At 43.2% G+C, this 17,805-nt stretch carries 9 protein-coding genes; 6 read left to right on the forward strand and 3 right to left on the reverse strand.

Features of this window, described 5'->3' with window-relative positions:
• Nucleotides 1-6 precede the first annotated feature (6 nt).
• Both ACK1I8_RS05300 and ACK1I8_RS05305 read left to right on the forward strand, forming a co-directional pair.
• A complete protein-coding gene (locus ACK1I8_RS05300) occupies nucleotides 7-741 on the forward strand; it encodes a DUF1080 domain-containing protein (protein WP_412468299.1) in 735 nt (244 codons plus the stop codon).
• Between the two features lie 12 nt (nucleotides 742-753).
• Complete coding sequence (locus ACK1I8_RS05305; RefSeq protein WP_412469348.1) at nucleotides 754-2,109, forward strand: Gfo/Idh/MocA family protein; 1,356 nt, start codon at nucleotides 754-756, stop codon at nucleotides 2,107-2,109.
• 289 nt (nucleotides 2,110-2,398) lie between these two features.
• Here the strand turns inward: ACK1I8_RS05305 and ACK1I8_RS05310 are convergent, their stop codons facing one another.
• Together ACK1I8_RS05310 and ACK1I8_RS05315 are read right to left on the reverse strand one after the other, a co-directional pair.
• Nucleotides 2,399-3,193, reverse strand: a complete 795-nt coding sequence (locus ACK1I8_RS05310; protein WP_412468300.1) for a response regulator — start codon at nucleotides 3,191-3,193, stop codon at nucleotides 2,399-2,401.
• Nucleotides 3,169-6,327 carry a two-component regulator propeller domain-containing protein gene (locus ACK1I8_RS05315; protein ID WP_412468301.1) on the reverse strand — a complete coding sequence of 1,053 codons (3,159 nt, stop codon included), beginning with the start codon at nucleotides 6,325-6,327 and terminating at the stop codon, nucleotides 3,169-3,171. The genes ACK1I8_RS05310 and ACK1I8_RS05315 overlap by 25 nt, the downstream gene beginning before the upstream one ends.
• Before the next feature lie 297 nt (nucleotides 6,328-6,624).
• On the opposite strand from ACK1I8_RS05315, the gene ACK1I8_RS05320 reads away from it, so the two are divergent.
• The 4 genes from ACK1I8_RS05320 (at nucleotide 6,625) to ACK1I8_RS05335 (ending at nucleotide 14,385) form a co-directional block, all read left to right on the forward strand.
• Entirely contained in the window at nucleotides 6,625-8,196 is a 1,572-nt protein-coding gene (locus tag ACK1I8_RS05320) for a family 43 glycosylhydrolase (protein WP_412468302.1), read from the forward strand.
• Between the two features lie 207 nt (nucleotides 8,197-8,403).
• The gene (locus ACK1I8_RS05325; protein ID WP_412468303.1) at nucleotides 8,404-11,460 is read left to right on the forward strand and encodes a SusC/RagA family TonB-linked outer membrane protein; all 3,057 of its coding nucleotides are present in this window, start codon (nucleotides 8,404-8,406) and stop codon (nucleotides 11,458-11,460) included.
• 10 nt (nucleotides 11,461-11,470) lie between these two features.
• A complete protein-coding gene (locus ACK1I8_RS05330) occupies nucleotides 11,471-13,144 on the forward strand; it encodes a RagB/SusD family nutrient uptake outer membrane protein (protein ID WP_412468304.1) in 1,674 nt (557 codons plus the stop codon).
• A 134-nt stretch (nucleotides 13,145-13,278) separates the two neighbouring features.
• Nucleotides 13,279-14,385 carry a glycoside hydrolase family 105 protein gene (locus ACK1I8_RS05335; protein ID WP_412468305.1) on the forward strand — a complete coding sequence of 369 codons (1,107 nt, stop codon included), beginning with the start codon at nucleotides 13,279-13,281 and terminating at the stop codon, nucleotides 14,383-14,385.
• 191 nt (nucleotides 14,386-14,576) lie between these two features.
• On the opposite strand, the gene ACK1I8_RS05340 is transcribed toward ACK1I8_RS05335, so the two are convergent.
• Complete coding sequence (locus ACK1I8_RS05340; RefSeq protein WP_412468306.1) at nucleotides 14,577-17,804, reverse strand: error-prone DNA polymerase; 3,228 nt, start codon at nucleotides 17,802-17,804, stop codon at nucleotides 14,577-14,579.
• Nucleotide 17,805 lies beyond the last annotated feature (1 nt).

The raw sequence follows: 17,805 nt of genomic DNA on the forward strand, positions 1-17,805 counted from the left end.
AATTCAATGAAAAACTACAGGTTAATTTACATGCTAATATTAGGCATTTTTGCCATAAACCTAACTTACGCTCAAAATGTACTGAGCGGAAGCGAAAAAAAAGAGGGCTTTAAATTGCTATGGAACGGTAAGGATGCACATGGCTGGCGTGCCATATTCAAAGAGCAGTTTCCATCCAAGGGCTGGGAAATGAAGGATGGAGTGTTAACGGTATTGGCGTCAAACGGGCAGGAGCAGGGTTCCGGGGGCGATATTGTTACCCGTGATGAATTTTCGGCCTTTATTTTAAAATTTGATTTCAAACTTACCCCAGGTGCAAACAGCGGGATCAAATATTTTGTAACCGAAGAAGAAAAAACAAATCTTTCAGGCATTGGTCTCGAATTTCAGGTATTGGATGATGAAAAACACCCCGATGCAAAACTGGGCAAAAACGGTAACCGTAAACTGGCCTCTCTATACGATCTTATTCCATCTAACAAACCTGCTTCGGTAATTAAACCGATTGGCGAGTGGAACAGTGGCGAAGTGCGGGTTTATCCGAACAACCATGTAGAGCATTGGTTGAACGGCGTAAAAGTAGTGGAGTACGAACGTGGATCAGAAGACTTCAGAAAACTGGTGGCCGGAAGCAAGTATAAAACATGGAAAAACTTTGGCGAAGCTAAAAAAGGCCATATACTCATTCAGGATCATGGCAACACAGTTTCTTACCGAAACATCAGAATCAAAACACTTTAATAACCGGAAATGATGGAAGAATCGAGAAGAAACTTTATAAAAAAGGCTGCAATTGCGGCGGCGGGTACTTATGTTGGTACCTTAGGGATGTCGGCCAAGAGTTATGCGAATATCATTGGTGCCAACGATCGGGTTAGGGTTGGGGTGGTAGGGTTTTCCGACCGTTTTAAGGATACGCTTTTTCCCTGCTTTTTAAACCACCATAAGGAACTGAACTTTGATATTGTTGCCCTTTCCGACCTCTGGAATTACCGCCGCGCCTTAGGTGCTGAGCATATTAAAAACAAAATTGGCCATGGCATTACTTCCTGTAAAAACAATGATGAGCTTTATGCCCTGAAAGATCTTGATGCCGTAATTATCAGCACGCCGGATTTTGCACATGCCTTGCACGCCATTGAGGCGGTTAAAAATAAAAAGGATGTGTATTGCGAGAAACCTTTTGCTGAAACCATGGATGATGCCCGCGCTGCTTTAAAGGCGGTAAGGTCTTCTAAACAGATTCTCCAGATCGGTTCACAACGCCGCAGTGGACAGAATTATGAAGCCGCTGCCGATTTTATTAAGGAAGGGAAGTTTGGTGATATTACCATGGTAGAACTGAGCTGGAATGTAAACCAGCCGGGCCGGTGGCGCCGTCCTGATCTGGTAGCCAAATTGAAAGAGGAAGATACGGATTGGAAACGCTTTTTGTTGAACCGCCCATACGAAACCTTTGATCCGAGGATTTACCTGGAGTACCGTCTTTTCTGGCCTTATTCTTCCGGTATGCCCGGCCAATGGATGAGCCATCAGATAGATACGGTGCATTGGTTTACGGGTTTGCCGCACCCGCGCAGCGTAACTGCCAACGGCGGCATTTATCAATGGAAAGATGGTCGCCGAAACTGGGATACCACCACCGCTGTTTTTGACTATGGCCCATTAGATGACCTTACCAAAGGTTTCCAGGTGGTATTTAGTTCCAGGATGCACAATGGCGACGAAAAACCCGCAGAGATTTATTATTCCAACGGCGGTGAGCTGAACCTGATTACCAATACCATTTCGCCACATGGGGGGTTAACTGAAAGGGCTGCAGCGGCGATGAGAATGAAACCAAACCTATTGCCTCAAATCAAACTTGCAGCCCCATCTGCTGCTGCCGCATCGGCCAATACAGGTGCCGATGTGTTAAGCTCCAACCACATGCGTAACTGGCTGGAGTGTATCCGAAGTAGAAAAGAACCTAATGCCCCGGTAGAAGCAGGTTATCAGCATTCCATTGCAAACATTATGACCAATGCCGCAGTACGAACCGGGGGGAAAGCCACCTTTGATGCCACCCGCCAGGAAGTAATGGTTGGAGGGAAAGTTTTTAAATATTAACAGCCTCAACAACAAAGTTCCAAGGTCTGTGTCTCCACAGACCTTAATTAAACTATTTGCCTTTAGTTTTTACCATATCAGACATTTAAAGGGGCAAATAAGCTGGTATGTTCTCATATTTCTTACATGGCGAAATTGCGTACAAAATCTGTCCTCAACACTATTGCTGAAAAAGCCTTTTCGTGATCACCAAATTAGTCACCTAAGCTTGGTAAGTCAGCGAAGGTCTGTGTCCTCACAGACCTTTCACATAAAACTTTAAGCTTATTAGCTACTCCAATACCAGATTTTATTCCCTGGTATCTTTACTCAGCGAATTCATGTACTCTTGTGGCGTTACCTTAAAATACCTTTGAAAATTTTTGTTGAATAAACTTTGAGAGCTATAACCCACCATTTTGGCAATCTCAAAAAAAGTGAATTCGTTTTGGGCAATCAGCTTGGTTGCTTTTTTGAGCCGGGTTACATCAATGAGTTCTTTAGGCGATAGCGCAGAAATAGCTTTTATCTTACGGTAAAGGGTTGGACGGCTCATGTGCATGTGTTCGGCCATCTGGTCGATATCCAGATAAGGATCCTGAATGTTTTTACGGACATATTCATCCAGCCTTTTTAAAAAAGCTTCTTCAATTTTAGAATTGGCTACCACCCTTACATCCTCAAAAGGAGAACTGGCAAAGTGGGCCTTTATTTTTAAACGGTTCTGAAGCAGGTTTGCTACCTGTACCCGTAACAATTGTGGCGAAAATGGCTTTTTAATGTACAGATCTGCACCCACTTCCAATCCTTCAATATGCGCTTTATAGGTATTTTTTGAGGTCAACAGGATAATGGGGATGTGGCAATATTCTACATTCGATTTGATGAGCCTGCAAAGTTCAAAACCATCAATGCCGGGCATCATAATATCCGAAATAATCAGGTCAACGATTTCATTATCCAGAATTTCCTGAGCAACCTCGCCGTTAATGGCCAGATGCAATTTATAGGTGTTTCCGAATACCTGCGTTAAAAACTCGAGGATATCTTCGTTATCGTCGATAATTAAAATGCTTTCCATCATGGCTGTTTTATCTTTTTCCAACTGCTCAATTTAAATTCAAACTTTTGGTGTATAGGTAAGGTCAATTCAAAAACTATCTTGTCTGCATCGCTTTCCGATAAATGCAGTGAGCCATTATGCAGTTCTGCCAACGATTTTGCCAGCGAAAGCCCAATGCCTGTACCTGGTTTATCTTTGCCGTATAACCTGAAAAATGGTTCGAAAATCTGAGAACGGTACTGCAGGGGGATTCCTTTTCCGTCGTTACTGAAAGTAACTGTAAACTGGCCGTTGATTTCATCGGCGTTCAGGCGCACGGTTACCTCACTTGTTCCATATTTTATGGCATTAGAAATTAAATTGTTATAGATCTTGATCAATGCTTCACGATCGGCAAATGCAATGATATGGGTTTTAGGCAGTTCGAGATCAAGTGAAATATTGCTTTTCAAGGCTTCCTGTTTAAAAGCATTCACCTGTTCTTTTAAGAGCTGGTTAATATCAGTATTCACAAAGTTTAAGCCGAACTGGTCCATCTCCGTCTTACGAAAATCAAGCAGTTGATTGGTGAGCTTGGCCAGGCGGTTTGCATTTTTTTCAACCATCAGCAAACTGCTTTTGAGGGGCTGTTCCTGTGCTTCTTCCAGCATCATCTCCACCGGACCTAAAATCAGCGTAAGTGGCGTTTGTATTTCATGGGCGATATTGGTAAAAAACTCAATCTTGGCCTGATAAATCTCTTTCTCCTTTTCATGTTCGAATAATTGTAATTTATTAAGGTTTTTGCGCCCGATATAGCGATGATAATACCGAACGGACAGAAACAGGCCTGTTGCAATCATCAGCAGGTAACAAATATAAGCCGTAGTACTTTTCCAAAATGGCGGGAGAATCTGAATAAAAAGACGACGTTCTTTACCCGTCCAGCTATCTATATTGCTTTTTGCCCTAACCGAAAAAATATAGTTGCCCGGAGATAAATCCGTAAAATAGGCTTTTCGGTTATTGTTAAGATAGGTAGTGGCCTGGTCTACACCCTTCATTACATATTCATATCTGGTAACCTCTGGAGAAGAAAAGTTGAGCGCAGCAAATTCGATACTAAAATTATTCTGATTATGGGCCAATACAATGGTATCAGTATAAGAAATGGATTTGCTCAGCGGGCTGTTTTCAACATTGGGAAGAACTTCCTGATTATTGATCTGAAAACCGGTGATAAAGGTAGGGGGGGCAGGGTCTTTGAGTTCAAAATCTTTGGGGTCAAAAGAAATCATTCCCCTTACCGATCCAAAATACATTCTGCCGTTTGGCGCTTTATAGGCCGAACTGAAGTTAAACTGATTGGTAATCAATCCATTTGATTTGGTATAGATTCTAAATTTTTCGGTCTTCAGATCGAAACAGATCAACCCTTTGAGCGAGCTGATCCATAAACGTTTTGAATTGTCTTCTAACGCCCTGAACAAGATGTTGGTGGGTAGTCCGTTTTCAGTTGTAAATTTTTTCATTACTTTACGGTCTGCACTTAACCTGATCAGTCCACCGCCCTCTGTAGTAAACCACATGGCATTATTGCTGTCTTCCATAATGCCGCATACCGGAAAATCATGGATTGTCTTATTGTTAACCTTTTCGCCAAAAGAAATGTTGCCATGTTTACCCGTTTTAGGGTGAAAATAAAATGCCCCGCGTGAAACGCTGCCAGTCCAGATATTGCCTAGCCGATCCTCCCAGACATCGTATACATATGAGTTAACAGGAATCTCTTTAATCCTTCTAAATGTCTTCTTCTTTTGGTTAAAAATAAATAGTCCCGAACCCATATTATAGCCTGTACCTACGTAAATGGTGCTATCTTTAGCTTGGTGGATGGAAAGTACAAAATCGCTCGTTTCTTCATTTTCTTCGCCAATGGTTTTAAAACGTTCAATTACTTTTCCCTTATCCATATCCATAATTTCCATGCCGTGTAAAAACGGCCCAACCAGCAATTGATTACCCAAAGCGAGCAGACCGTGAATATTTGGGTACGATAGATTGCCGTCCTTGCCGTTGGCTTTATAATTGGTAAAAAGCCCGGTTTTTGGGTTGAATTTGTTTACACCAGCATCTTCAGTACCGATCCATAAATTGCCTTTCTGATCAGGGCAGATTTCCCTCACTGCATTTCCGGAAATAGAATTGGTACCCAACAGCGGATAATATTTTTCGAACCGTGCATTGTTCCGGGAGAAATAACCCAGTCCCCCGAAATAGGTGCCGGCCCACATGCCACCTTCATTATCCTTACAAACCGTATATACAGCGTTATCAGGAATGGAATAGGGATCACCCGGTTGTTTACGCAGATTGATATTGGTATTGGTGGCCAGGTTATAGATATAAATACCCGATTCTGTGGCAATCCAATACTCGTTTTTTTCACCTACGGTGATGTCACGTACATAAATATCTGTATTGTCGCTATTTTTAAGGATCAGCGATCTGATCTTACCGGTTTTGGTATTATAACTTTTCAATCCACGCTTAAAACATCCTACCAGTATATTATCGTTGTCTGTTGGAAATATTTTACTGATTGACCGAAGGTTTGCCGGTACATGCTCTCCGATAATTTTTACAAAGGTCTTTGATCCATCCCCTGGGTTGTAGGTAACCATTTCACCATTATCAGTGCCAACCAGAATGTTCCGATGTTCATCAATGGCCATGCAGGCTGCACTTATTTTTAAGTCTATGATCTTATTATCTTGCTGTACATATTTAAACAGGGCTCTGTTTGCTAAAAAGTAAAGGTTGTTTTCATGATCGACCAGGATGGCATTGATGTATTTTTTTACGTCGGGCTTGAGCGGCGTAAACAACTCTTTAATGGGGTCATATTTAAAAATACCACGACCGGTACCTACCCATAATATGCCGTTTTTATCTTCAGCAAGGCTAACAATAATGTTGTTGCCGATGTTTCCGAACCTGCTTTTTTCATCTTTAAAGGTTTTAAAAGTATAACCGTCAAAGCGGTTTAAACCGCCCCGGGTACCCACCCAGATCATGCCTTTTTTATCCTGTATAACCGTATTCACTGAATTATGCGCCAATCCATCATCGGCCTGGTACTGCCTGAAATAATGGGATTGCCCCTTGCAGATAGAAATTGCAAAAAACAGATTCACTGACAGAAAAAATAATACAAATCGCATATTCAAGTAATCTCAAATATATATAAATCCAATTGTGGTGTAATCCATATTTAGGAACCTTTTTACCAGTTTTTGAAAAGCTGGTTTTCTAATATCTGATTATCAGTTGTTTGTGTAGTTTGGTAAAGATGATTTGAGACATATCGACAAAAAGATGAACAAATTTTACAACTATCATTTCTTTACTTTGATAGGATTTAACCAAATTAATAACCTTACTGCAAATCCTTCTACCGGCTTACCACGCCTTTGCAGTTCTAACATTTTACTATGAGAAACAACTTATTGATTCATCTGGCAACCGCGCTGGTTGTTTTAACCACTTCTTGCCAGAAAGGTCCGTCAACCGAAGGTGCTGATGTAAACCAAATCGAAAAACTGTCTGCCTTAAATGTAATTGCCGCGGCACCGCCACTGGGTACTTTGATTGATGGGGCAATATACCGCATCCGTGGCACTTCATCCTTGCCCAACGGGCCTGTGGTGGAAGTTACCGGTAACTCCACGGCAGAAAATGCCGCTATTCAGCAATGGTCGTGGTTTCCCAACAATGGCCAAAAATGGAAACTGGTAAAAATCGATGCCACTTATTACAAACTGGTGAATATGACGAGCAGTAAATGCCTTAAATCGCCATCGGCTACATCGGGCGATATTTTGCAACAGGGTACTGATGATGGAAGCGATGCGCAGCAATGGGCTATTGCTTATACCGGCAGTAACAATGTATACACGCTTACCAACAAGGCCACCGGGATGAAAATGGCTGTCGATCCCGAAAGCAGTACGCCTGGTACCAAAATCAGGCAGAAAACCACGCTAACCGGTACACAGGGGATGTTTAATTTTCATGATACCAATTTCCAGAACCCGCTTATTAATGCGAGCAGAGCCGATCCTTATGTTGCTCAAAAAGATGGTTATTATTATTTCATGTATACCCGTGGCAGTAATATTGGCCTGAGGAAAACCAGAACCATGTCTTTGCTTTCTACGGCAACTGAAACAGTGGTATGGACTCCTCCGGCAGGTGCAGCTTATTCTTCTAATATCTGGGCACCCGAATTGCATTTCCTCTCCGGAAAATGGTACCTCTACTTTGCCGCAAATGATGGGGGCGATGTTACCCATCGCATGTATGTGCTTGAAAATTCCAATGCCGATCCTACTACGGGTACCTGGACATTTAAAGGGAAAATCAGCGATCCCAGCGATCAATGGGCGATTGACGGATCAGTTTTAACCGTTGGAACTTCAAACTATTTCATTTGGTCGGGATGGGAGAACGTAGCTACTAAATACAAGCAATACATTTACATTGCTCAGATGTCTAACCCATGGACAATAAGCAGCGACAGGGTAAAAATATCATCGCCAACCAATAATTGGGAAAAATATGAACCGAGTGGCGCTTTGGGTGCGGGTGTTAACGAAGGCCCCATTATGCTCAGAAAAGATGACAGCAGTCCGGTATTTATTATTTATTCTGCCAGCCGCTACAGCAGCGATAATTATTGTTTGGCGCAGATCCAGCTAAAAGATGGGGGCAACCCGATGGTAGCAGGCGATTGGATCAATAAAAAACAGGTGTTTGTTAAAAGCGATGCCAATGGCGTTTATGGCCCTGGTCACAATGGTTTTTTTACCAGTAGCTACACTGACCCTAATGGTGTGCTGCATAGCGAAAACTGGTTTATTTACCATGCCCGCAGCGTAGCCAATACCAGCAATGGATCAAGAACACCAAGGATGCAAAAACTGACCTGGAATGCAGATGGCTCACCAAACTTTGGAACGGCCACAGCTACAGGGGTGAATATTCCGGTACCGGTGGGCGAATAAGAGGTTTGAACAATACCCATCATGCTCATCATCCCTATCATTTTGAGATAAAACGACAAAGGAATGAACATTTTTTGTAAACAGCATTTTTTTACTTTGATACCAGGAAACCAGATATAAAAACCTTGCATCACCGCTTTGTTGATTTCGCTAAGCCAATAATGCCCATTTACAATGGTTTCGTACATTCAATAATTTTAACCAAATATGAGATATAGAATTCTACCCAAAAGAATTATAGCCATCATTTTTTTGCAGATCCTGGTATTGGCCTTTTCCACAACAGCAAACGCCAGCATTGCAACTGTGTTGCTAAATAAAAAACCTGAACTTGCTGTCCTCAGCCAGGTCGATATCAGCATCACAGGCAAGGTAACAGACGAAAAAACGAAATCACCGATACCCGGAGTTTCGGTTAAGGTAAAAAATGGAACCACCACTGCTGTAACCGATGAAAACGGTATGTACAAAATCAGTGTACGTGATGCGCAAACGGTGCTGGTATTTTCTTATATCGGGTACGACGTACAGGAAGTAGCGGTAGGTAATCTTAAAAATATCAATGTGGTGTTAAAGTCGGCACAGGCCAATCTGGAAGAGGTGGTGGTGGTTGGTTACGGAACACAGAAAAAAGCAGATGTGACCGGATCGGTTGTGCGGGCAAATCTCGACGATTTCAGAAATTCACCTACTACCAATGTAGCCAACCTTTTGCAGGGAACGGTACCAGGATTAAATGTGGGGCAGGTAAACCGTGCTGGTGCCACACCAGGTATCAGCATTAGGGGGCAAAATACTTTGGGCGGCAACCAGAACGTATTGATTATTTTGGACGGGGTACAATACAATGGCTCCTTAACTTCTATCAATCCGGATGATATTGCTTCTATTGATATCTTAAAGGATGCAAGTGCCACTGCGGTTTATGGTGCACAGGCCGCGAATGGTGTAATCCTCATCACCAGCAGAAAAGGGGCCATCGGCCGGACGAGAATTTCTTTTTCTACTCAATACGCCACTCAAAAACCTAATATCGATTTAAAGCCCATGGCGAGGGATGAATATTTAGATCACATTAGATATTTATATTATGATGAGGCTTTTCTTGCCCCAGATTTTACAAAGCCTAATCCGGCCTTCGATCTGGTGAGCAAGGTAGATGCCTCTATGAAAGATGCACAGGGAAACCTGTTGCCAAACGATTTTAGCTGGTATGATGAAGCGACTAAAACGGGTTCGATAGTGGATAATCAGCTCAGTGTATCAGGTGGAACAGACAAAATTAATTACTTGTTATCGGGCAGTTTAACCCGGAATTCAGGTTTTATCAATAATGATATTTTTAAAAGGAAAACCATCAGGGCGAATATCGAAACCAAAGCCACAGACTGGCTTACCATTGGCCTGCAATCGTTTGGTACTTTTGTAAATGAAGATGGCGTAGAACCAAATTTTGTAGATATCAATCTCATGTCGCCGTTAATTTTGCCCTGGGACAATAATGGGAACCTGAAAATCAATCCTTTCAATACCAATGTGGTAAACCCCTTACTAAATTACCAGGCAAAAGATTACGACCGCCACAATTATTTCTTTGCCAATGTTTATGGTAACGTTCAACTGCCTGTTAAAGGCCTGAGCTATAGGATCAGTTTTGGCAATAATTACCGCCTCGATTTTAAAAACATTTCAAATATGTACGATGCCAACCTTACCGGGCAGGCTTCGAAAGAAAATACTACTTATTATGATTATACTTTTGATAACCTGTTAACTTATAATAAGGTGATTGGTAAACATAATTTTACCGGAACTTTGCTTTACGGTGCTATAGAACGTGATAATAGTTATACCAGGGCTTACTCCACAGGTTTTTCGAGGTTAACCCTGGGTTACGATAACCTGCAGCAGGGCACCAACCGTTTTGCGATATCCAATGCCTGGAAAGAAACCCTGAATTATCAGATGTTCCGTCTCAATTATAATTTCGACAGCAAATACCTGTTTACCGGTACCATTAGGAGAGATGGGTTTTCAGGCTTTGCAGAAAACAATAAATACGGTATTTTCCCGTCGGTATCAGCGGGTTGGGATATTTCTAAAGAACCTTTTTTCAAAGTTAACTGGGTAGATAACCTGAAGCTGAGGATAGGGTATGGCGTTGCCGGAAATCAGACGACCAGATATTCATCACTTGCCAACGTGGGCGTAAGTGCCTCTTATGTTTTTGGAGATGGCGGTTCTACACAGTTTGGCCAGCAGGTAAATTCCTTATCCAATCCGGATTTAACGTGGGAGCGAACTACAGGCGCCAATGTGGGTCTTGAATTTACCCTGTTTAAAAACAGGTTATCGGGTGTAGTTGAGTATTACGATACCAAAACAACCGATCTTCTTTATTCGGTAAACATTCCGGTAATTACCGGTTTTAGCAATATCCTCACCAACATCGGCCAATTGAACAATAAAGGCCTGGAAGTTTCTTTAAACTCAAAAAACATCAATAGCGGTGAATTTAAATGGACATCTTCGTTAAATTTCGCAAGGAATGTAAACAAAGTGGTAAAGCTGTTAGGTGATCGTAACGGTGATGGTGTGGAAGACGATCTCCCTCAGAGTGGCCTTTTCATCGGTCAGCCTACTGCTGTAATTTACGATTACCAGGTAAATGGGATCTGGCAGGTAGGCGAGAAAATTCCAACCGGTTATTCTCCGGGCACTTTCCGTATTGTAGATCAAAATGGCGACGGGGTGATCAATGCAAGCGACAGAGCGGTATTGGGGTCATCAGCCCCGGCCTATAGGATTAGTTTGCTGAACAATTTTCAGTACAAAAACTTCACCTTAAGCATATTCTTAAATTCAGTTCAGGGGGGAGATAAATCTTACCTTGCCGGCAATACCCCAAGACTGATCAGGGATGATAATTCCATCCGGAACAATTACCTCAGCGGCATAGATTTCTGGTCGCCAGATAACCCCGATGGTAAATATCCCCGATCTATTGTTTCTGCAACTTTAAACCCGCCACTTTTCCAAAACCGCAGTTTTGTGCGGTTACAGGATGTTTCACTTTCCTATAAATTCAGCGGGAAGCTGATTGAGCGTATGAAACTGCAGAACCTGAATGTATTTGTAAGTGGAAGAAACCTGGCTACCTGGACCAAATGGGATGGTTGGGACCCGGAAACAAACCAGGGATTGACCAATGATGGGAGGCCTGTATTCAAAGGCTATTCTTTAGGTCTCAATGTTACATTTTAAATCAAAAACAATGAAAAAGATAACCTTTACGATTATAGCTGCTGCTCTGGTCATGACGTTTTTCTCCTGTAAAAAATCTTTTCTGGATGAAGAACCACTGGATTTTTTAAGCACCACAAATGCCTACAATAATATTAAAGACTTTAATGCTGCCGTAAACAATTTATATAGCCGGGTTAGAAGCGAGTTCTATAACAGTGGCGAGCAACGGCCTTTCGATTATGTGTTTGGTTGCGACCTGGTTTTTGATGGTCAGCCGTCCACTACCAGGCACACCAATATGGTTGCGGCCTATTCGCCGCTGAGTACCGAAATTCCTTTAATTCATTGGACGTCTCTTTATAAAATTGTTGCGGAGTCGAACACCATTATCGATCGTATTCCTGCTTCTGCATTGTCTCCAGCAGATAAAACCTTAATGGAAGCCAAAGCTAAATTTTTCAGGGGAATGGCTTTCCGTACACTTGCCTATCTATACGGTGGTGTACCTTTAAACACAACCGAGGTGGTATCGCCCAAAACAGATTATGTACGGGCACCGAAAACCGCGGTATTGGAGCAGGCCATCAGCGATCTTAAATTTGCATCATCCAACCTGCCTGCCATCAATGTGGTGCAGGACGGGGAAATTAATAACCTTGCCGCATATCATCTCCTGTCGGAAGTTTACCTGGCGGCAGGGCAGTTTCAAAATGCGGCAGATGCCGCTTCAACGGTGATCAGTAACCCCAATGTTGGCCTGATGACGACCAGGTTTGGGGTAAAAGCGTCGGATGCAACAAAAAATGTGTATTGGGACCTTTTTCAGCGCGGTAACCAAAACCGGAAAAATGGAACGAACCGGGAGAGCCTCTGGGTAATCCAGTTTGAAACTGATGTACCTGGAGGTGGAGCTGTTTCTACAGGAATTGGCGGTTCTTACCAGATGGAGCGGCATTTTGCCCCACAATTTCTTACATTCAGGCTTGCTGGAAGCAGTATTCAGCCATTTTTATACCCCATCAGCGATTATACCGGCGGTAGGGGAATCGGTTGGGCAATACCCACCAGATATTTCTCGGACGTAATCTGGCAGAGCGATTTTAATAACGATCTCAGGAACGCACCATTCAACTTTGTGCGCGAATTTAAAGTAACCAATCCTGCGCATCCACGCTTCGGTCAAACCATATCCACCATAAACCCTCCTGCAGGTATTACCGTACCAAGAAGAGATTTTTATGCTTTTCAATCAAAGGTAACTACCCCTGGCGATCACCCTGATGGCATGTTCCAGGATAAATCGCAGCTGTTGCTTAAGGCAAGTGCAGGCGGAACCTATGCCGACCAATACATGTTCCGATTGGCAGAAACTTATTTGCTCAGGGCCGAAGCCTATCTGGGTTTGAGTCAGTTGGATAAGGCTGCGGCTGATATTAATGTGGTACGCGGGAGATCAAATGCATCTCCTGTATTGCCAGCGAATGTGAATATTGATTATATTTTAGACGAACGGATGCGTGAGTTGGGATCGGAAGAAAAAAGAAGAATTACCCTCATGAGGCTCGGCTTAGTTTATGATCGCGTAAAGAAATGTAATCCTTATTATAACGATATACTAACCACTTATAACCTATGGCCTATTCCTGCTTCCGAAATTGAACGTAACAACGGTGCTAAGTTGGAACAGAACCCTGGCTATTAAGCATTGCTGGTTCATTGTAGAAAAATATCCTGAAGGCAGGACAGAAGTGTTTATAATCAAAGCATGGTATCTGATTTCATTTTTTTAACCAAATTTTTCCACTGAACATGCTTTTAATCAAATTACAAATCAATATGTATAGAAAATCAATTATCTTATTTTTATTCTTAATTCCCGGTAAGTTTCTGTTTGCCCAGAAAAATCTGCTAAAAGATTTTCCGGCAGGTTTTGGACCAAAGGAAGTGGGAAAACGCCTGGCATACCGCTTTCCTGACAGAAAACACATGCTCCATGCAGGTAAATGGATCAGCTATCCTGAAACTTTTAACTGGGCAGGGGCGCTTCGCTACGCCAAATTAACAAAAGATAAAAAGCTCCTATCACTTTTGGAAGAAAGGTTTAAGAAACTTACTTCACAGGAAAAACAGCTGTTACCGGTTATGAACCATGTTGACCTGAACATGTTTGGCAGTTTACCATTGGAACTTTATCAGATTACCAAAGACAAACGTTATTTCGATCTGGGTATGCCTTATGCGAATACGCAGTGGACGCTCCCTCCTCGTGCTGATCAAAAGCAGAAAGAATGGGCAGATAAAGGATTTTCATGGCAAACCCGCCTATGGATCGATGATATGTACATGATTACCATTGTGCAGGCACAGGCTTATAAAGCCACCGGCGACCGGAAATACATCGATCGCGCTGCCCGTGAAATGGTACTTTATCTGGATGAGCTACAGCGACCGAATGGCCTTTTTTACCACGCACCCGACGTACCTTTTTATTGGGGACGTGGCAATGGCTGGATGGCTGCAGGCATGACCGAACTGTTACGTTTACTGCCTAAAGACAATAAAGACCGCCCTCGGATCCTGAAAGGTTATGAAATAATGATGAGAAGTTTGAAAGATTATCAAAGGCCCAGTGGCATGTGGAACCAGTTAATTGATGAACCAGATTGTTGGGCGGAAACATCGGGATCGGCCATGTTTACCTATGCGCTGATCAGCGGGGTAAAACAAGGGTGGCTGGATAAGCAGGAATATGCACCTGTGGCCCGGAAGGCCTGGCTGGCATTAGTGCCTTACATCAACGAAAAGGGTGATGTTGCAGAAGTATGTGTAGGTACAAATAAGAAAAATGATAAACAATATTATTACGACCGCCCTAGAAACGTGGGCGATTCGCATGGGCAATCTCCATATTTATGGTGTACTGCTGCCCTTTTGGAAAAGTAAAGTTTGGTGTGCCGTATTTGGTAATATACAGCCCCTCTCATAGGCTGTTTGGTGCACATTCCGATAACCCTGGGGCCTAGTCTCCAGGGTTCTTTATTTGGATTTTCCATCATCAGTTCCGGTTTTTCCCGCTTTCAGTAGATTGGTAAAGCTGAAGTATGATTGGTATTATTAATGCTGTCAACCTGAAACTATTTAAAATTCCTGGCTCGAGGGAATACTGTTCCATCTGCCTGCTCTCTTTTCTGTGTACGTTTGTTTTCTGTAGGATAGGGCATGCGTTCGTCTGACCTTGAAAGGGTTAATAAAGGGAGTTCTTCCTGTCCTGTATCGGTAAGTCCTTTCAACAGTTTGGTCAGATCGAAACAGCGTTTAACGATGATGTGCACCACCTCACCCTCACGCTGTAGTTTTCCTTCTACCATCAGAAGCCTTGCACCCAGAATCTCCTTTCGGTACTTTTCAAAAAGATGTTGGAAAACAACCAGGTTAGCTACACCTGTTTCATCTTCAACCGTAATAAAACAGACTCCACCGGCAGTTCCAGGTCGCTGGCGTACCAGCACCAGGCCTGCAACTTTCACCAATCTGCCATCCCAGGATGCTGCGGTTTCTTTGGTAGAAAGGATATTAAGTAAACTCAGCTTTTCACGTACAAAACTCACGGGATGTGCTTTGAGCGATAGTGCCGTTGTGGCATAATCATGTACTACATGTTCAGAATTACGCATTAGCGGGAGTGATAATTGTGGCTCTTTTTCACTTTCAGAAGCTTGTTTTTCGAATAAGCCAACAGGGCGGTCTGCCAATGCCGAAACTTCCCAAAGGGCCTGCCGCCTGTCCATTCCAAGTGAACGAAAGGCATCAGCATCAGCCAAAATTTCCAGCGTGTGCTGTGATACGCCGGCATCCATAAGTTCATGTATCATTTTATAGCAGGCCGTTCTTCCTTTAATAAGCTGTTTCATTTCTTCTGTGGCGATCCCCTTGATCTGGCGAAAGCCCAGGCGAATGGCATGGTATTTTCCAGTTTTTTCCTCAAGTATATTGTCCCATTCCGAATAATTAACATCTATCGCACGAACCTCCACGCCATGGTTCCTGGCATCAATCACAATCTGTGCCGGCTGATAAAAGCCCATGGGCATGCTGTTGAGCAATGCTGCCCCAAAAACATCCGGATAATAACATTTCAGCCAGCAGGACACATAAACTAATAGTGCAAAGCTCGCGGCATGGCTCTCCGGGAAACCGTAACTTCCAAAACCCTCTAACTGTTTGAATATGCGTTTGGCAAAATCTTCACTATAGCCGCGTTCCAACATCCCATCGATGAGTTTTTTTTCAAACTGGTTTACCAGACCCTTAAATTTGAAAGTGGCCATGCTACGCCTTAAAGCATCTGCTTCGGCCGGCGAAAAACCTGCTGCTACAATGGCAATTTTCATCGCCTGCTCCTGGAACAAAGGCACACCTTTTGTCCTCCACAATATTTCCTTCAGTTCGGGCGAAGGGTATTCAACAGCTTCTTCATTATTCCTTCTCCTTAGATAGGGGTGCACCATATCTCCCTGAATAGGCCCCGGACGTACAATGGCCACTTCGATTACCAGGTCATAAAAACACTTGGGGCGTAAACGTGGCAGCATCGACTGTTGTGCACGGCTTTCGATCTGAAAAACACCAATGGTATCTGCATTGCTGATCATCTCATATACCTTGGGATCATCTTTTTCATTGATATTGGCCAGGGTTAAATCGAGGTTGTAATGCTTTTTCGCCAGTTCAAATCCTTTCCGGATACAGGTGAGCATGCCCAATCCCAGCACATCAATTTTCAGAAAGCCCAATGCATCAATATCGTCTTTGTTCCATTCTATATTGGTGCGGTCTGCCATACGTGCATTGATGATGGGGCAGAGGTCTGTCAGTTTTCCTTGTGTAATCACAAATCCGCCAGTATGCTGGCCTAGCTGGCGGGGAAAGCCCATCATTTGTCCGGTGAGCTGCAATACCTTTTTTAAAAGCGGATCCTTTGGATTGAGGCCCGCTTCCAGTATCCGCGCTTCTTCAAACCATTCATCGGTAAACTCCCAGATTGCACCAGATAATTTAGCCAGGGTATCTACCGAAAGTCCCATGGCCTTACCCACATCACGTATCGCACCTTTTTGATGCTGCTGGGTTACGGTAGCCACAATGGCTGCCCGGTCGCGGCCGTATTTCTGATAAATATACTGGATCACTTCTTCTCTACGTTCATGTTCAAAATCCACATCGATATCCGGCGGTTCATTTCTGGCCGAAGAAATAAAGCGCTCAAATAGAAGGTCGAACTTGGTGGGATTAACCGAAGTAATGCCCAGGCAGTAGCACACCGTAGAATTGGCTGCAGAGCCGCGGCCCTGGCATAGAATACCCTTTGAACGCGCAAACCTGACAATATCATATACAGTAAGAAAATAGGAAGCATAGTTCATTTCTTCCATGAATTTAAGTTCATACCGAATGTTGGTTGCAATTTTTTCGGGGATTTCTTCACCAAACATCTCTTTGGCACCTTTCCAGGAAAGATAGCTAAGTTCCTCCTGCGGCGATCTTCCATCCGTAGTAATTTCTTCCGGATACACATATTCTAAACTATCGAGTGAAAACTGGCAGGATTCAGCCAATAAAATACTGTTATTTATAGCTTGTGGATATTGCCTGAAAAGCCTCATCATTTCTGCCTGATCCTTTAAATGCCGCTCTGCATTTTGATGGAGCAAAAATCCGGCGTTCTGGACCGTGCATTTTTCACGGGTACAAGTGAGTATATCCTGCAGTTCACGGCGATCAGGATGATGGTAATGTACATCATTGGTGGCAATGAGCGGAATATCCAGCACCTGCGATAACTGGTTTAGCCTGAACAGTCTTTTGTGGTCATCTCCGGTATAACCCATGGTTGCAGCTAAAAACAGATTACCGCCCAGTTTTTTTCTGAAATCTGCCAGTTGAGCTTTAAAGTTTTCCTGGTAATCGAACATGGAATTCATTTCATCAGGGGGAATTACAATAAACTTTATTCCCTCGCTGTATTCAAACACATCAGCCTGATAAAGGTGGCAACTGCCTTTTTCTGCCCGGCTATTGCCCAGGCTAAGCAAAGCAGAAAGGCGGCAATAGGCTTGTCTGTCTGTTGGATAAGCCAATAACGATGGCCCATCCAGTAAGTCGAGCCTGCAGGCTGGTATCAGCTCGATAGCGTGGTTTCTGGCCGCTACATGTGCACGCACAATCCCTGCCAGGGTATTGCGATCGGTAATAGCCAGCTTGCGGTAACCCATGGCTGCCGCCTGATCGATCAGTTCTTCCGGGTGTGAAGCCCCCCTGAGGAAACTAAAATTACTGGTTACCTGAAGTTCTATATATTCCATT

Origin of the sequence: Pedobacter sp. KLB.chiD (genome assembly GCF_047040275.1) — a bacterium.
Classification (GTDB): domain Bacteria; phylum Bacteroidota; class Bacteroidia; order Sphingobacteriales; family Sphingobacteriaceae; genus Pedobacter.